This window comes from Devosia aquimaris (assembly GCF_020169335.1).
Lineage (GTDB): Bacteria > Pseudomonadota > Alphaproteobacteria > Rhizobiales > Devosiaceae > Devosia > Devosia aquimaris.
Map to the genome: position 1 here is coordinate 523,582 of NZ_JAIEZN010000001.1, position 16,453 is coordinate 540,034.

Annotated in this window: 11 protein-coding genes; 7 read left to right on the forward strand and 4 right to left on the reverse strand. The window is 63.3% G+C overall.

Features of this window, described 5'->3' with window-relative positions; genetic code table 11:
* Positions 1-111 precede the first annotated feature (111 nt).
* Both K1177_RS02555 and K1177_RS02560 read left to right on the forward strand, forming a co-directional pair.
* Positions 112-1,965, forward strand: a complete 1,854-nt coding sequence (locus K1177_RS02555) for an ABC transporter ATP-binding protein (RefSeq protein ID WP_224701757.1) — start codon at positions 112-114, stop codon at positions 1,963-1,965.
* 220 nt (positions 1,966-2,185) lie between these two features.
* Positions 2,186-4,042, forward strand: a complete 1,857-nt coding sequence (locus K1177_RS02560) for an ABC transporter ATP-binding protein (protein ID WP_224701758.1) — start codon at positions 2,186-2,188, stop codon at positions 4,040-4,042.
* 50 nt (positions 4,043-4,092) lie between these two features.
* Here K1177_RS02560 and K1177_RS02565 read toward each other — a convergent pair whose 3' ends face one another.
* A complete protein-coding gene (locus K1177_RS02565) occupies positions 4,093-6,066 on the reverse strand; it encodes a putative bifunctional diguanylate cyclase/phosphodiesterase (RefSeq protein WP_224701759.1) in 1,974 nt (657 codons plus the stop codon).
* Between the two features lie 294 nt (positions 6,067-6,360).
* On the opposite strand from K1177_RS02565, the gene K1177_RS02570 reads away from it, so the two are divergent.
* The 3 genes from K1177_RS02570 to K1177_RS02580 all read left to right on the forward strand — a co-directional run bounded on the left by K1177_RS02570 (position 6,361) and on the right by K1177_RS02580 (position 10,920).
* Complete coding sequence (locus tag K1177_RS02570; RefSeq protein ID WP_224701760.1) at positions 6,361-8,880, forward strand: beta-mannosidase; 2,520 nt, start codon at positions 6,361-6,363, stop codon at positions 8,878-8,880.
* Between the two features lie 205 nt (positions 8,881-9,085).
* Complete coding sequence (locus tag K1177_RS02575; protein WP_224701761.1) at positions 9,086-10,000, forward strand: DMT family transporter; 915 nt, start codon at positions 9,086-9,088, stop codon at positions 9,998-10,000.
* On the forward strand, positions 10,000-10,920 hold the full coding sequence (locus tag K1177_RS02580; protein WP_224701762.1) for a DMT family transporter: 921 nt from the start codon (positions 10,000-10,002) through the stop codon (positions 10,918-10,920). Before K1177_RS02575 ends, K1177_RS02580 begins: the two co-directional genes overlap by 1 nt.
* Positions 10,921-10,995: 75 nt before the next feature.
* On the opposite strand, the gene K1177_RS02585 is transcribed toward K1177_RS02580, so the two are convergent.
* On the reverse strand, positions 10,996-11,331 hold the full coding sequence (locus K1177_RS02585; protein ID WP_224701763.1) for a hypothetical protein: 336 nt from the start codon (positions 11,329-11,331) through the stop codon (positions 10,996-10,998).
* A gap of 149 nt (positions 11,332-11,480) precedes the next feature.
* Positions 11,481-12,848: an FGGY-family carbohydrate kinase gene (locus K1177_RS02590; protein WP_224701764.1), complete on the reverse strand. Its 1,368-nt coding sequence runs from the start codon at positions 12,846-12,848 to the stop codon at positions 11,481-11,483.
* Between the two features lie 145 nt (positions 12,849-12,993).
* On the opposite strand from K1177_RS02590, the gene dusA reads away from it, so the two are divergent.
* Positions 12,994-14,004, forward strand: coding sequence for a tRNA dihydrouridine(20/20a) synthase DusA (gene dusA, locus K1177_RS02595; RefSeq protein WP_224701765.1), 1,011 nt, complete (start codon positions 12,994-12,996; stop codon positions 14,002-14,004).
* Here dusA and K1177_RS02600 read toward each other — a convergent pair.
* Complete coding sequence (locus K1177_RS02600) at positions 14,001-14,492, reverse strand: nucleoside deaminase (RefSeq protein WP_224701766.1); 492 nt, start codon at positions 14,490-14,492, stop codon at positions 14,001-14,003. The two genes, dusA and K1177_RS02600, sit on opposite strands and share 4 nt — an antisense overlap.
* A gap of 220 nt (positions 14,493-14,712) precedes the next feature.
* On the opposite strand from K1177_RS02600, the gene K1177_RS02605 reads away from it, so the two are divergent.
* Positions 14,713-16,416, forward strand: coding sequence for an alpha/beta hydrolase family protein (locus K1177_RS02605; RefSeq protein WP_224701767.1), 1,704 nt, complete (start codon positions 14,713-14,715; stop codon positions 16,414-16,416).
* The last annotated feature ends 37 nt before the right edge of the window (positions 16,417-16,453 follow it).

Sequence of the window (16,453 nt, forward strand, 5' to 3'; positions counted from 1 at the left end):
GACCGGCGCCAATGCCCTCGGCCAATCCATGCCCTGCGCGCGGCAGACGCCGCGCCTTCGCCTTGATGGCAGGACGTTACGCCCCTCTGGCATAGACAATGGTGATTTGAGATGTTGCGTTGGTTTGAGCAGCGGCTGAACCCCTATCCTCCCGGCGAGCCGGTAGAGCCCCCCAAGGGCCTGCTGCAGTTCTGCCTGCACTATAGCCGCGGCGCCAAGAAGTGGCTGGCGCTGATGGCCTTTGCGGCTGCGGCGGTGGCCATCGGCGAGATCGTCATTTTCGGCTTCATCGGCGATGTGGTGAACTGGCTGGCCGAGGCTGATCGCGCCACGTTCCTGCAGACCGATGGCTGGAAACTGGCGCTGATGGGCGCAACAGTGGTCTTTGTCGTGCCCGCCTTTGCTGCGCTCTCGACCCTGACCATGCACCAGACGCTGCTGGGCAATTTTCCCCAGCGCATCCGCTGGATGAGCCATCGCTATCTCATCCGCCAGTCCATGAGCTATTTCCAGGACGAGTTCGCCGGCCGTATCGGCGCCAAGCTGATGCAGACCTCGCTCGCCGTGCGCGAAGTGGTCATGAAGTTGCTCGACATGCTGGTCTATGTGGTCGTCTATTTTACCGGTGCGCTGGTATTGGCGGCCTCGGCAGACTGGCGCCTGGCCGTGCCGTTCCTCGTGTGGCTGGTGGCCTATGTGTGGATGATGACATATTTCATCCCGCGCATGGGCAAAATCTCGGCCGAGCAGGCGGACGCCCGCTCGCTGATGACCGGCCGGATCGTGGACAGTTATACCAATATCGCCACCGTCAAGCTCTTCAGCCATTCCAACCGGGAAGAGACCTATGCCAAGGAGGCCATGGACGAGTTCCTCGACACGGCCTACCGGCAGATGCGCCTGTTCACCGTGCTCAATATCTCGGTGCTGTGGTCCAACGCGCTGCTGCTGTTTGCGGTGGCCTCGACCGGCCTCTGGCTCTGGTTCAACGGGCTGATGAGCCCGGGCGCACTGGCAGTCTCGCTCGGCCTTGTCATGCGCTTCCAGGGCATGAGCCAGTGGGTCATGTGGGAAATGTCCTCGCTGTTCGAGAACATCGGCACCGTGCGCGACGGCATCTCCTCGCTCTCGGTCTCCCGCGTTGTTTCGGACCTGCCCGATGCCAAGGCGCTGCCCGAGGTCAAGGGCGACATCAAGTTCGAGCATGTCTCGTTCCACTACGGCAAGACCGGCGGCGTCATCGAGGACCTCAACCTGCATATCCGTCCGGGCGAAAAGATCGGCCTGGTCGGGCGCTCGGGTGCGGGCAAGTCGACACTCGTGAACCTGCTGCTGCGCTTTTATGACCGCGCTGATGGCCATGTGCTGATCGACGGCCACGACATCGCCCATGTCACGCAGGACAGCCTGCGCGCCAATATCGGCGTGGTCACGCAGGACACCTCGCTGCTGCACCGTTCGGTGCGCGACAACATCCTGTACGGTCGCCCCGACGCGACCGAGGCAATGATGCGCGAGGCGGCCGATCTGGCCGAGGCGACCAGCTTCATCGAGGGGCTCAGCGATCCCAAGGGCCGCAAGGGCTTTGATGCCCATGTGGGTGAGCGCGGCGTCAAGCTTTCTGGCGGACAGCGTCAGCGTATCGCCATTGCCCGGGTGCTGCTCAAGAATGCGCCGATCCTGGTGCTGGATGAGGCGACCTCGGCGCTCGATTCCGAAGTTGAGGCGGCCATCCAGGGCCAGCTGCAGCTGCTGATGAAGGGCAAGACCGTGATCGCCATCGCCCATCGCCTGTCGACTATCGCCATGATGGATCGGCTGGTGGTGCTCGACAAGGGCCGCATCGTCGAGACGGGTACCCATGCCGAGCTGCTGCAGACCGGCGGCATCTATGCCAGCCTGTGGAACCGCCAGTCGGGTGGATTCATCGACGCGGACAGCGAAGCCACCGAGGCGGCACAGTAGCAATAGTTGCCCACCCTCCCTTCAAGGGGAGGGTGGGCACCAAGAACTCCAGCGACCAACCCAACCAGAGGAGATCCCAAATGGGTGACATCATCGAAACGGCCATAACCGCACGCCGAAACCCCGCCGTCGGCACCAAACGCAGACCCATGGACCGTCACCGAACCTGACCTGAGCCAGAAAAACTCCGTCAGGCGCGGCTCAAGATAATGAGCTCAAAATGTTCAACCGCGTCATCGACTATTTCGACCATCTCTATTCGCCCACCGCGCTGGCCAAAGATCGTCAGCCCCCCATGGGCCTTCGTCCCTTCGTTTCCTATTTTGTCGGCCAGTTCCGCCTCGCCTTCGTCATCCGCATCGCGCTGGTGGCCATCGGTTCGGTGGCTGATGCGCTGATGCCCGTATTTGTCGGCCTGGTCGTCGGCATGTTGGCCACGACCCCGCCCGGCGAGATGTTCACCGTCAACGGCCATACCTTCCTCTGGATGGTGCTGGTCGTCGTCGTCATCCGTCCGCTGACTTTTCTGTGCGACACGCTGATCCGCAACCACGGCATCGTGCCCAATCTGGTCGATCTGGTGCGCTGGCAGAGCCACTGGCACGTGATCCGCCAGAGCTGGACCTTCTTCCAGAACGATTTTGCCGGCCGCATCGCCAACAAGATCATCCAGGCCGGTGAAGCCATCGAGATCGGGGTGAACCTGACCATCGATGCCGCCTGGTATGCGCTGGTGTTCGTCGTGGTGGCCATTGTCGTGCTGGCCCGGCTCGACCTGGTGTTGCTGGTGCCCATCGCTGCCTGGCTGCTGCTCTATGCGATCCTGTTCACCATCACCATGCCGTTGATTGCCCGCTATTCCGAGGAACTCTCGGAATCCAAATCGGTCATGACCGGCCGCATCGTGGACAGCTACACCAATATCCAGACGCTCAAGACCTTCTCGACCGGCGAGCACGAAGACCTCTATGTCGCTGATTCCATTGAGGATCACGCCGTTAGCTTCCGCAAGCTGATGCGGGTGTTCACCTATATGTGGTCCATCCTGTTCCTGCTCAACGCCGGGCTGGTGGTGTCGGTGACCTGGCTGGCGCTCAAGGGCTGGAACGACGGCATATTGGCGGCTGGCGCCGTGGCCACCGCCATCCCCTTTGCCCTCCAGATCATGAACATGAGCGGCTGGATCCTTGAAATCGGCTCCAACATCTTCCGCCAGGTGGGCACGGTCCGCGATTCCATGGACACCATCGCCCAGCCCCTGACCATGCTCGATGCGCCCGGAGCCAAGCCCCTGCATGTCAGCAAGGGCGAGCTGACCTATGACAATGTCAGCTTCAACTATTGGCGGGGCAAGGCCGGCAGCGTCATCGAGGACTTCCACCTCACGGTGGCGCCAGGCGAAAAGATCGGCCTGGTGGGGCGCTCGGGCTCTGGCAAGTCAACGCTGGTGAACCTGGCCCTGCGCATGTTCGACGTGCAGGGTGGCTCCATCCGCATCGACGGGCAGGATGTCCGCGACGTCACCCAGGAGAGTGTGCGGGCGGCCATCGGCCTGGTCAGCCAGGACACGTCGCTGCTGCATCGCTCCATCCGCGAGAACCTCAAATACGGTCGCCAGACTGCGACCGATGAGGAGATGATCCAGGCTGCCGAGCAGGCCAAGGTGCATGACGTTGTCATGGGCCTGGTCGATCCCAAGGGCTTCACCGGCTACGACGCCCATGTGGGCGAGCGGGGCGTCAAGCTCTCGGGAGGTCAACGCCAGCGCATCGCCATCGCCCGGGTGCTGCTCAAGAACGCGCCGATCCTGGTGCTCGATGAAGCGACCTCCGCCCTCGATTCCGAGGTCGAGGCGGCCATACAGGAGCAGTTGACCACGCTCATGCAGGGCAAGACGGTGATCGCCATTGCCCACCGTCTCTCCACCATCGCCGCAATGGATCGCCTGGTGGTGCTGGAAAAGGGGCAAATCGTCGAGCAGGGCACCCATGCCCAACTTCTGGCCACCGGCGGACACTATGCCCAGCTGTGGGAACGCCAGTCTGGCGGTTTCCTCGATCTGGACGCCACGGTCTGATCAACCGGCGTCGCGCGCGTCAGCGTGCGGCGCCAGCCTCTCGGCTGATGTCAGCCGGTATTGCCGAAATATTGTGCGGGCTCGGCACCCCATTCGCGCCGCTCGGTCAGGATGTGGTTGTGCACCATTTCCTCGCGCATCGGCCGGCCGAACAGATAGCCCTGCATCACCGATCCGCCCAGGCCCGTCAGCACGTGCAGCTGGTCTTCGGTTTCGATGCCCTCGAACACACACGAAATGCCCAGGTTCCGGCACAAGTCGATCGTTGTCTTGACGATTGCGCGGCTGGTGGGATCGTGCGTGACGTCAGCCACAAAGCTGCGGTCCACCTTGATGCGGTCGAGGGGCAGCCGCTGCACATGGGTCAGGCTGGAATGGCCGGTGCCGAAGTCGTCCAGGGCAATGCGGGCGCCCAGCGCCAGTAGCGACAGCAGGGCGTCATTGGCTTGCACCAAGTCGCGCATGACGGCGGTCTCTGTAATCTCGAAGTCGATGCGGCAGGGGCGCCCCACCGATTCCACCAGCGCCACGATGCTCTCGATCGCCGTCGCCGAGCCAATGTCATGAGCCGACAGGTTCACTGACAGGCGCATCGACCGCGGCAGCGTCTTTGACACCAGAAGCGCCTTGCGCAGCACCGTCTGGGTGATCTTGCAGATCATGCCGGTGCGTTCGGCCAATGGAATGAACTCCATGGGCGAGACTTCGCCCAGGATCGGGCTCTTCCAGCGCGCCAGCACCTCAAAGCCGGTGGTACGCTTGAGCAGCATGTCGAACTGCGGCTGGAACAGGATGTACATTTCCTTGTCGAGATCGGCCGTGTGCAAGGCGTGCTCGAGCATGCGGACCTTGCTGATCTCCTGCGCATGGGTGTCGTTGAACACCACGGACTTGCCGCGCTGGTCGCGTTTGGCCACCGAGGTGGCGTAGTCCGCGCGGTCAAACAGGGTCTCGGCGGTGTCATCGACATGGGAGGCGGCAAAGCCCACCGAGGAGGTGAGGTGAATGGTGGCTCCGGGCAGCTCGAACGAGGAGCGCAGGGCGTGGCAGATCAGGTCGCCCGTCACCTGCAACAGCGTTTCGCTGGTGGGCCCATCCATGATCAGCGCAAAATTGTCCCCGCCCAGCCTCGCGAGGAACGAGCCGGGCCGACGGAGCGTATCGATGCGGTGGGCCACCTCGACCAGCACGCGGTCGCCGGTGATCTGGCCGAAGATGTCGTTGACCGATTTGAAGCTGTCCAGATCGATCAGCGCCACGGCGATGCCGCCCGGCGGTGCATCGGCCAGACGCGCAGCCAGATGACGGTCAAAAGAGCGGCGGTTGGGGAGACCGGTCAGCGTATCGACGTTGGCCAGCCGGTCGTTTTCATCGGAGAGGCGCTGGGTCTCCTGCTGGCGCTGCACAATGGCCGAGCGCGACGCCACCAGCGCATTGAAGTCGCGGTAGTTGCCCAGCAGGATCACCAGGAGCGCGACGACGACCACCACCATGTTCACGGCCAACGCGGTGAAGATCGGATGTCCGGTAAACGAGAAGAACACCGTGAAGGGCACCAGCACGCAGGTGGCCACGATCAGGGACGCTGCGCGCACATGCATCAGGCAGAACATGCAGCCGATGGTGGTAATGCCCATGTAGAAGGCGATGTGGGACTGCTGATAGGCGTTGCCATAGGGGTAGAGCGAAATCGCCCAGCCGGTGAACCCCAGCGCCAGTGGGCCGGTGATCCACAACATGGAATTGAGTGTGCGGCGGGCGCGGTCAACGCTGATGACGCGATTGCGCCGGCGCCACCAGAAGATCAGCCGTCCAACGCATATGGCCGTCAGGGCGCCGGGAACATAGACTGTCATGGCGACCGGAGCGCTGCCGACATAGGACCCTGCCAGGATCAGCGAATTGATCACCAGCATGATGTACATCAGCGGAATTTGACGCGAGAGGGCTCTCGCCTGGGCCATTACCAGGTCTGGCTCGTAGGGCGCCGAAATGGCCCGCAGCGCTGATTTCAGTCCAGACACCAGTGCGAAGTCCTCAATCACTTCCAAAATAGCGCCCAAAACCCTAACACAACAGTAAACGTGGGCTGCGGGATTGACTCGGACTGGGCGTCATCCTGGCAGCGTCAAACGATTTTCTGCATGCCCACAAGCTGCCTGCGTTCAGACGCAATCAATTCCCCGTCGCACCCCCATTGGAAGCGCTGGCGAGTCCGGCTAGAACGTTGCAATCGATTGCGGTGCGCGCTGGCATCGTTATTCGCACCCATGACACGCAGGCCCGGCCACGCCGCCGGGCACCTGGAGACCCCGCCCATGTCCGTTCCCGCCACCTATTCGGCCCTCGATCTGGCCGGCACCTTTGCGCTGACCTCGCCGACGGTCGCCATTGCCGCGCCGATCACCCTGCCGGGCGATGTCCACACCGCCCTTCTGGCCGGTGGGCACATTCCCGACCCCTATTACGGCGAGAACGAAAAGACCGTCATGTGGGTCAACGAGACGGCCTGGTCGGTGGAGCGCCGCTTTGACGCCAGCGCCGCCGATATCGATGGCTACCTGACGCTGACACTGGCCGAGGTGGATTGCATCGCCACCATCTCGCTCAATGGCGAGGTTGTTGCCGAGACGCAGAACAGCTTCCTGCGCAACGACATCGACGTTACCGGCAAGGTGCGTGAGGGCGAGAATACGCTGCGTATCGATTTTGCCATTGCGCCAGATGTCGCCCAGGCCCGCTCGGACGCCCATCCCTTCCCGATCCCCTTCACCAAGAATTACCAGACCAACGGCCTCAAGGGCGTTCCGATGAACTTCATCCGCAAGGCGGCCTGCCATGCCGGATGGGATTGGGGCATCTGCATCATGCCCATCGGCGTCTATGGCACCATGAGCCTGCGCAAGTCGCGCCTGGCCCGCCAGGAGAGCGTCCAGGTCGATCAGGCCCATGGCAGCAATTCGGTGGAACTCTCGATAAAGACTCGACTTTTCGCCTTCGCTCATGGTGAGGTTGAGCTCGAGCATTCGATCGATGGCCAGACGATCACAGACAAGGTCGTGGTCCACAAGGGCGAGAACGTCTTCACTCACAACGTGACCATTCACAATCCCAAGCTGTGGTGGCCGGCCGGGCAGGGTGCGCAGCCGCTCTATGAACTGGTGACCAATCTGGAGGGTGAAAAGACCACCCGCAAAATCGGTCTGCGCAAGCTCGACTGGGTGGTGGAGAAAGACGAGATCGACCACACCTTCAAGTGCCGCGTGAATGGCCGTGACGTCACCATGATGGGGGCCAACTGGATTCCGGCCGACGCTATTCCCAGCCGCATTACCCCAGCAGTCATCCGCGACCTGCTCGACAGCGCCAAAGCCGCCAACATGAACATGCTGCGCATCTGGGGCGGCGGCCAGTATGAGCCGGACTATTTCTACGAACTGTGCGACGAACTTGGCATCCTGATCTGGCACGACTTCATGTTCGCCTGCATGAGCTATCCGTCTGACCGGCCGTTCCTCGACAATGTGCGCACCGAGATTACCCAGCAGGTGCGCCGCCTCAGCCACCATGCCTGCATTGCCCTGTGGTGCGGCGACAATGAAGTCATCGGCTCGCTCCACTGGTATCCCGAGACCAAGGCCGCGCCCGAGCGCTATGTCGCCAATTACGACCGGCTCAACTCCATGCTTGGCAATATCGTCGAGGATGAAGACCCCGCCCGGCGCTTCTGGCCCTCGTCGCCATCCATGGGCTATCTCGACTTCTCCGACGGCTGGCACGCCGACACCCGCGGCGACACCCACTATTGGGACGTCTGGCACTCCGCCAAGTCCTTCGAGGCCTATCGTACGGTCAATCCGCGCTTTGCCTCCGAGTTCGGCTTCCAGTCCTTCACCTCGATGAATGTCATCGAGACCTTCGCCGAACCAAAGGACCGCAATCCCTCCTCGCCGGTAATGGAAAATCACCAGCGCAACGATGGCGGCAATGCCCGCATCCTCGAGACCATGACGCGCTATTTCCGCTTCCCGCGGGACTTCGACCAGATGGTGTTCCTCAGCCAGATCCAGCAGGGCCTGGCCATCAAGACCGCCATCGAATACTGGCGCTCCACCAAGCCGCGCTGCATGGGCACGCTCTATTGGCAGATCAACGACATCTGGCCGGTGGCAAGCTGGTCGAGCCTCGACTACGGCGGGCAGTGGAAGCTGCTGCAATATATGGCCAAACGCTTCTTCCTGCCGGTCAACGTCGTGGCCGTGCCGGTGCACGACAGCGTGGTGACCAACTCACGTGGCAAGCCGGTTGAGAATGCGCCGCCGAGCCGCATCCTGCTGCGCGCCATCAACGATACCGGTGCTCCGCTGTCGATTTCCCTCGAAGTGCTGGCCGTCAAGGTCGCCGGTGGCCAGCGCGTGCTGTTCAGCGGCAATACGGCCATCTCTTCTGACGCGGCGATCGAAGTCACGTCGGTGCCCTTTGCCGATCTGGCCGCCGACGAGTTCCTGTTCTTCTCCTGGCGCGATGCCCAGGGCAAGCTGCTGGGCGAGAACGACTTCTTCCCCAAGCCCTACAAGGCCTATGAACTGGTGCAACCCAAGGTGCGCGCCGGCTGGTCCGAAGTCGACGGCCAATTGGTGCTGAGCCTGACGAGCGACCAGCCCGCGCTCTTTGTCACCGCCACGGTGGATGTGCCCGGCTATTTCTCCGACAATGCCGTGACCTTGCTGCCGGGGCGCACCACCGACCTCACCTTCACTCCGCGCCACGGGGCCACGCCTTCGGCCGCCGAACTGGTGCAGTCGCTGCGTGTGCGCAATCTCAGCGAGACCTTCTAGCGGCCTGCCATGTTACCCATCCACCGTCCCTGCGGGGGGCGGTGGATGGGGCAGAGCGGGGCAGAGTTCCGTTCGGCCGGAAGGACTTCGGTGCAATTGAGCGGCTTCCATACAAGATTTTGGCTGCCCGTCATTGACAGTCGGGTCGCGATCTTACAACGCTGAGAAACTGCGCAGCGCCTGCCTGACTTCCTCCGGATACACCATGTCGACCATCATCGCGCCCATCGAGGAGCGCCGTCTCCTGGGCATCGGGCTCGTGCTCGGCGCATACTTCCTGTTCGTGTGCCTGGATTCATCGGCCAAGTGGCTGGGCCTTGTCGGCATACCGGCGCTGCAGATCATGTTCGTGCGCTATGCCGTCCACCTGGGTCTGGCCGCCGCGATCAACATGCCGCGTCAGGGCCTTGGCCTGCTGCGCACCAATAGTCTCAAGCTCGAAATGCTGCGCGCCACCGCGTTGATCGGCGCCACGTTGTGCAACTTTACGGCCGTGCGCTACCTGCCGCTGACGGTGACCGGCGCGATTGGCTTCACCGTGCCGCTGATCGTCACCGCGCTCTCGGTGTTCTTCCTGCGCGAGCAGGTCGGCTGGCGGCGCTGGACGGCCATTGCCGTCGGTTTCGTCGGCGTGCTCATCATTGTCCGCCCGGGCACCGAAGTGTTCCATCCCGCCACGCTGCTCTCACTGGGCGGGGCGGTGTCCTATGCCAGCTATGCCATGCTGACCCGGCGCCTCGCCGGGGTGGATTCCGCGGGAACCCAGCAGTTCTATGGCGCGGCGTTCCCCACGCTTGTGCTGGCGCCATTTGCGCTGGCCAGCTGGACCTGGCCGACAAATCCGGTCGACTGGACCGTCATGGCCATGATCGGCATCGTCGGCTTTTCCGGACACCAATTGCTGACAGTCGCCCATCGCTTTGCCCCTGCTTCGGCTTTGGCGCCCTTTGCCTATGTGCAGATCCTGTTCTTCATTGCCTCAAGCTGGCTGGTCTTCAACCAGCCGCCCGACATCTGGCTCTACCTGGGCGCGCCTATTGTGGTCGCCAGCGGCTTCTACATCTGGCTGCGCGAACGGGCCCTGTCGCGGCCCGTGTCGCCCATGACGGAAGAACGCTGATGGCCGCCCGCGTCGCCGCAATCGAGCACAACGCCAACCGGGCCATCCTGATCCTGCTGTTGGCCCAGTCCATCCTGATCTTTCTCGACGTCTCGGCCAAATGGCTCTCGGTCAGCGGCATGCCCACCACCGAGATCATGTTCGCCCGCTATGGCATCCATGTCGGCCTGCTGCTGATGCTGGTCCTGCCCATGCGCGGGTGGGACCTGTTCCGCACAGGCAACTGGAAGCTGGAAGTGGCGCGCGGCCTTTGCCTGCTTGGCTCGACCGGCGGCAATTTCCTGGCCATGCGCTATCTGCCGCTGACGGTCACCGGCGCTCTGCTCTTCACCTCGCCCATCATGGTCTGTGCGCTCTCGGGGCCGTTGTTAGGTGAGCACGTCGGCTGGCGCCGTTGGCTGGCCATTGGCGCAGGTTTCATCGGCACACTGGTGATCATTCGTCCGGGCACCGAGGCTTTCCATCCCGCAGCACTGCTCAGCCTGTTCGCCGCTTTTGCCGGGGCGCTGTTCGGCATTGCCACCCGTAAGCTCGCGGGCGTCGATAGCGCCATGACCCAGCAATTCTATGCCGGCGGCATTGCCCTGGTGGCGGTGACGCCCTTTGCCTTCACCGACTGGACCTGGCCCAGCCAGCCCATCTCCTGGATTGCGTTTTTCACGCTGGGCACCGCAGGGGTCCTAGGCCATCTGTTGATTTCGGTAGCCCACCGCTTTGCCACGCCGGCAACGCTGGCTCCGTTCAACTATCTTCAGCTGCTTTATCTGGCGATAGCCAGCTGGCTGATCTTCAACCAGCCGCCCGATCGCTGGTTCTTCCTGGGCGCCACCATCATCATCGGCAGTGGGCTCTACATCTGGCTGCGCGAGCGCAACCTGCATCGCCGCCGGACCTCTGTCGATGAGCTGCCCGACCGCTGAGCGTCGACGGAAGCAAGGAAAAGGGGCGGATGCCAGTCCCGGCATCCGCCCCATCATCCGGCCGAAAGGTCGGCGTTATTCGGTAATGTTGAAGTCGGTCAGTTCGCAGACATTGTTGTCAGGCGAAATGACTTCGGTGCCGTCGTCGAACACAGCCTTGAAGTCGAACTTGCAGTAGCCCGAACCGTCATCAATGTTGATCGTTGCGGTTTCGCCGGCGCCGACCACCTGGTCACCCAGGATGTCTTCCTGCCAGTCATTGGTGCCCGTGTTGGAGGCGTAGAATTCGGTCATGACCGAACCCGTCAAATTGTTGACACTGACCGTGCGGTCCAGTGCCGATGCGGAGCCGGCCACCGAGAACAGGGCAAGTGCCGAAATTGTAACGACGCCCAAGAAATTCGACTTCATAGTTTCCTCGCTTCACTGCCATTTGGCAGGCAGGTGAAGCGTTATCGGGTTCCTCGATGCGATTCGAGCAAATTGCATCAAAGCAGCGGCAGAATTCGCGCTTTTATTCAGATGGTTAGCGACGTTCGATGCAGCGTGCTCAGGTGCAGCTAGTCTTGCGACAGCCGGCCCCTCCAGCGCGCAGCATAGGCACCGAACCCGGGGTGCTGCAGCGCCGCTATGACTGTGCCACCCGCCGCGCCTGCCGCCCCGCCAAACAGCATGCTGGCGCCCAGGCTGGTGCCGGTCGCATCGCCCGATGCCTGCACCGGCACCCCGGTGAGTTCGGCCAGCGCCGCGGCGAACAGGGCATTGCGCGCCAGCGGCCCCTCGATGATGATCTGCCGGCCCAGGCCACAGAGGTCGAGGCACGTCCGGGTCACCAGCGCCAGATAAAGCGATACGGCGGCGGTCCGCTGCCCAGGGCTGAGCGTGGCGGGATCGACTGTCCAGCGGCCAGTCGCGTCAGGGTAGGGGCCCACGCCCGGGGTAAAGCTGGGCAGCGCCTGGACATCACCTGATATCACGGCATCGATGTCGGCTTCGGTCGGCACCACCGCGCCGGGTGCCAGCAGGTCGAACTCGCGCCCGGCCATGAAGCGCGCCGTTGGCACGGCGCGGCCATAGGCATCCACATTGGCGAGGCTATCGCGCGTCGCGTCGAGTTGGCGGGTGTCGCCGCCCACGGTCATGGCGATGGCCCAGGTGCCGGTCGACAGGATCGTGAAGGGCTCCTCATGCGTGCCCAGATGCGGCAGCAGCGAGGCATTGGAATCGTGGATGCCGCAGGTGACAGGGGTAGTGGCTGCCAGCCCCGTCGCTGCCGCCACCGCGCGGGTGATCGGCCCCAGCACAGAGGCCGCCGGCCGCACCGGTGGAAACAGACTGGTCCAGCCTTCACGGGCAACCAGGCTGGAGAAGTTGCCTTTGGCCGGCGCCCACAGGTCGGTGTGGCAGCCCAGCGACGTCACTTCGCTTGCCAGCACACCGGTGAGCCGCCAGGCCCAATATTGCGGATAGGTCAGGATCGCGGTGACCTTGGCGAAGGGCTCGGCCTGCGTCCGGCTCTGCCAGAAAATCTGCGCGCCCAGGTTGAGCCCATTGGGCAGGCGCGGCGACAGGCTCTCGGCAAAGTCCGGGCGCGCTGCACCGTAGTCCGCCGCTGTTTCGTCCGGCCCAGCAAACTCGTAATCCAGCACTGGCATGGCCAATTGCTCGCCGGCCATCAGCGCCGCGGTTGCGCCATGGGTGGTTATGGAAATGCCGTCCACTCCATGCGCCTTCTGCAGCGTCCCCAGGCTGTCCGTGATAAAGCCCCACAGCCGTTCGACGTCAGCATGGGGGTACGGCCCGTCCCGACGCACGCTATTGGGCGTGCTGTGCGCGGCAATCTGCTGGCGCGACGCGGCGTCGATCAGCACCACCTTGGCATTGGTCTTGCCGATGTCGATGACGGCGATGGAACGGGGCTGGGACATGCTCACCACGGCTCAAGATTGCTCGTCTGCCGCCATAGCGGATATCGTTCTACAGCGCCATCACTAACATGTTAGCGTTTGGTGCAAATGCGCCTTGCGCCAGCCTTCTGGCCAATCTGCCCGATTTGCGCTATTGCCCGCCGCCATGAACCCGCCCGCCACCACACTCGCCCGCGCCCGCCGCTTTTCCGTGGCGCCGATGATGGATTGGACCGACCGCCACTGTCGGTTCCTCCATCGTCTGCTGACGCGCGAAAGCCTGCTGTTTACCGAAATGGTCACCAGCGCTGCCATTGTGCATGGCGACGCCGAGCGGCATTTGCGTTTCGATTCCGTCGAGCAGCCCGTGGCGTTGCAGCTGGGCGGTTCCGATCCCACCGAACTGGCGGCCGCCACGCGCCTCGCCCATGCGGCTGGCTATGCTGAAATCAACCTCAACGTCGGCTGCCCCTCCGACCGCGTCCAGTCCGGCCGCTTCGGCGCCTGCCTGATGGCCGAGCCCGACCTGGTGGCCGACTGCGTCCGGGCCATGCGTGACGCCACCGACCGGCCCGTCACCGTCAAGTGCCGCATCGGTATCGACGACCAGGACACCGAGGAAAGCCTCGATCGCTTTGCCGATACCATGGTCGCCGCCGGCGTCGACGCGCTCTATGTCCATGCCCGCAAGGCCTGGCTCAAGGGCCTCAGCCCCAAGGAAAACCGCACCATTCCGCCGCTCGACTATGATCGGGTGCATCGCCTGCGCGCGCGCCTAGCCCCGCTGCAGGTCATGATCAATGGCGGCATCGAAACGCTGGACGCTGCCGAGGCCGAGCTGGCGCACACCGATGGTGTCATGCTGGGCCGCGCCGCCTATCACAATCCCATGCTGCTGGCGGACGTCGATCGCCGCATCTTCGGCGCGACCACCGAGCCCGTGTCGCTGGCGCAGGTGATGACCGCCATGGCTGCCTATGCCGATCGCGAGGCCGCCGCCGGCACGCGCATCAACAATATCGCCCGCCATATGCTGGGCCTGGCCAATGGCCTGCCCGGTGCCCGTCAGTTCCGCCAGATCCTGAGCGTGGAGGCCTGTCGTCCGGGCGCTGATTCCCGTGTCATGCAACAGGCGCTCGATGCGGTCAGCCGGCCCCGGCTGGCAGCAGCCGGCTAGCCACGACTGGCCCAGTAGTCGGCCTGCAGCTGCGTGGCCTCGTCCTCGAGCAGTGGTCCCACCACTTCGGTAGGGCGCTGCCCGGCGGCAAACACCACGGCACAGGGCAGGTCCAGCGTCGGGTTCTCGGGATTGTTGCCCGTCATCGCCTTGAGGCCGCGCTCGGTCTGGCCGAACACCACCCGGCCGATGCCGGCCCAATAGATGGCCCCGGCACACATGGCGCAGGGTTCGGCAGAGCTATAGAGCGTCGCCCCAGCGAGCACGTCGAGACTGAACGCCTTGCCCGCCCGCGTCGCCAGCAGCTTTTCGGCATGCGCGGTTCGGTCATGTCCTTCGGCGGAGAAACCGTTGCCCTGTTCCATCAGGATGGTGCCGTCCCGATCCGCGAGAATGGCGCCAAAGGGATGATCGCCCTGAGCTCGCGATCGCTCTGCCACGGCAAAGGCCTGGCGCAACAGGGTTTCGTCGTTGGCACGCTTGGGCATGGCAAGTGTCCTGGTTGACCTGAGCGCCCAGCCTAGCCCGACGTCACGGCCTTGAGAAGCGCCCGGCAGGTGCGTGAGCGCAGTTCGTATCACGCCAGAAATATTTCGTTTCAAGCGCGTATTGTTTCGTTTTTAAGTCTGCTACAGATGGCGCACTGGCTGAACAGACCTGCCATCAAGTGCGGGCGTTGGCTGGAGGCTTTTAGGGGAGCTCACGATCATGTTGAGACAATTTCGCTTGTTCCACCTGGGGTGGATCATCATTTTGGCGGGCGCACTGCTCGCACATTTCATCCAGACCTCGGGCGGCATAACCATCCGCGACCTGCGCTTCAACGGCACCAATGGCGAGGTCATGAGCGGCCTGCTCTATGTGCCACCGGGTGTCACGTCCGAAAACAAGGCACCGGCCATTCTGGCCGTGCATGGCTATTTCAACAGCCGTGAAACCCAGGACGGTTTCGCAATCGAATTCGCCCGTCGCGGCTATGTCGTGCTGGCGCTCGACCAGAAGGGGCATGGCTATTCGGACGCTCCGGCCTTTGCCAATGGCTTCGGCGGCCCGGCCGGTCTGGCCTATCTGCGCACGCTCGATATTGTCGATGTGAACAATATCGGCCTGGAAGGCCATTCCATGGGGGGCTGGACCGTGCTGGCTGCCGCCGCCGCCATGCCCGACGCCTATAAGGCCGTGGTGCTGGAAGGCTCCAGCACCGGCGCGCCCTTCGCCAAGGAAGGCGACACCAGCTGGCCACGCAACCTGGCGGTCGTGTTCTCCAAGTTTGACGAATTCTCGGAGGTGATGTGGGGTGTTCCCACGGCCCAGGAGGTTCCTGTCAGCCCCAAGCTGCAGACAGTGTTCGGCGTCACCGAGCCGGTTGTGGCCGGCCAGGTCTACGGCGACATTGCCGCCGGCACCGGTCGCATGCTGACCCAGCCCAACACCACCCATCCGGGCGACCACTTCTCCAATGAAGCCATTGGCGATGCCATCACCTGGTTTGACCAGACGCTGGAAGGCGCCAAGCCGCTGCCGGTGGACGACCAGATCTGGATCTGGAAGGAAATCGGCACGCTGATCGCGCTGGTCGGCTTTGTCGTCCTGCTGGCCGGCACCTTCGAAATGCTGCTCTCTACCCAGGCATTTGCCCGTCTGCGTCGGGAACCGGCGGGCACCGCCCATGACAGCCGCAGCGCAAAGTGGTGGATCGCCTTCGCCCTGTCTGCCTTTGTCCCGGTGATCACCTACTACCCGTTCTTCTATTGGGCCACGGTGGTGTTTCCCGCGTCGGCCTTGCTGCCGCAGACATTCACGTCCCAGATCGCGCTTTGGGCGGTGCTCAATGGCCTGATCGTTCTGGCCACCGGCTTCGTGCTCAGGGGCAACAAGGTCGAAGGGCGTGGCGACATCCTTGGCTCGGTGCTGATTGCCCTGGCCACGGTCGGTATCGGCTATCTCGCAGTCTGCGCAGTGGATTTCCTCTTCAAGGTCGATTTCCGCTTCTGGGTGCTGGCGCTCAAGCCGTTCGACCTGGTCCGTGCCAAGATCGCGCTGGTCTATCTCGTGCCGTTCACGGTGTTCTTCGTGCTCGCCCTGCGTGGCCTGCACACGGGCCTGTCGGTTCGCGGTGACAACCGGATCACCCAGTATCTGTCCAACATTGCCGCGCTGACGCTGGGCTTTGTGGTGTTCCTGGGCTTCCAGTACCTCACGCTGCTGTTCACCGGCCACCTGTTCAGCATGAACGAGCCGCTGAATACCGTGATCGGCATGCAGTTCCTGCCGCTGCTGGCGGTGGTGGCGTTCCTGTCGACCTTCGCCTGGCGGCGCACTGGCAGCTACCTGCCCGGCGCCTTCATCAACGCGCTGTTCGTCACCTGGTATATCGTCAGCAGCCAGGCCATCCAGTTCCCCGTGAGCTGACGGCTCCTGATCAACACAACACTTGGGACGGCCGGTG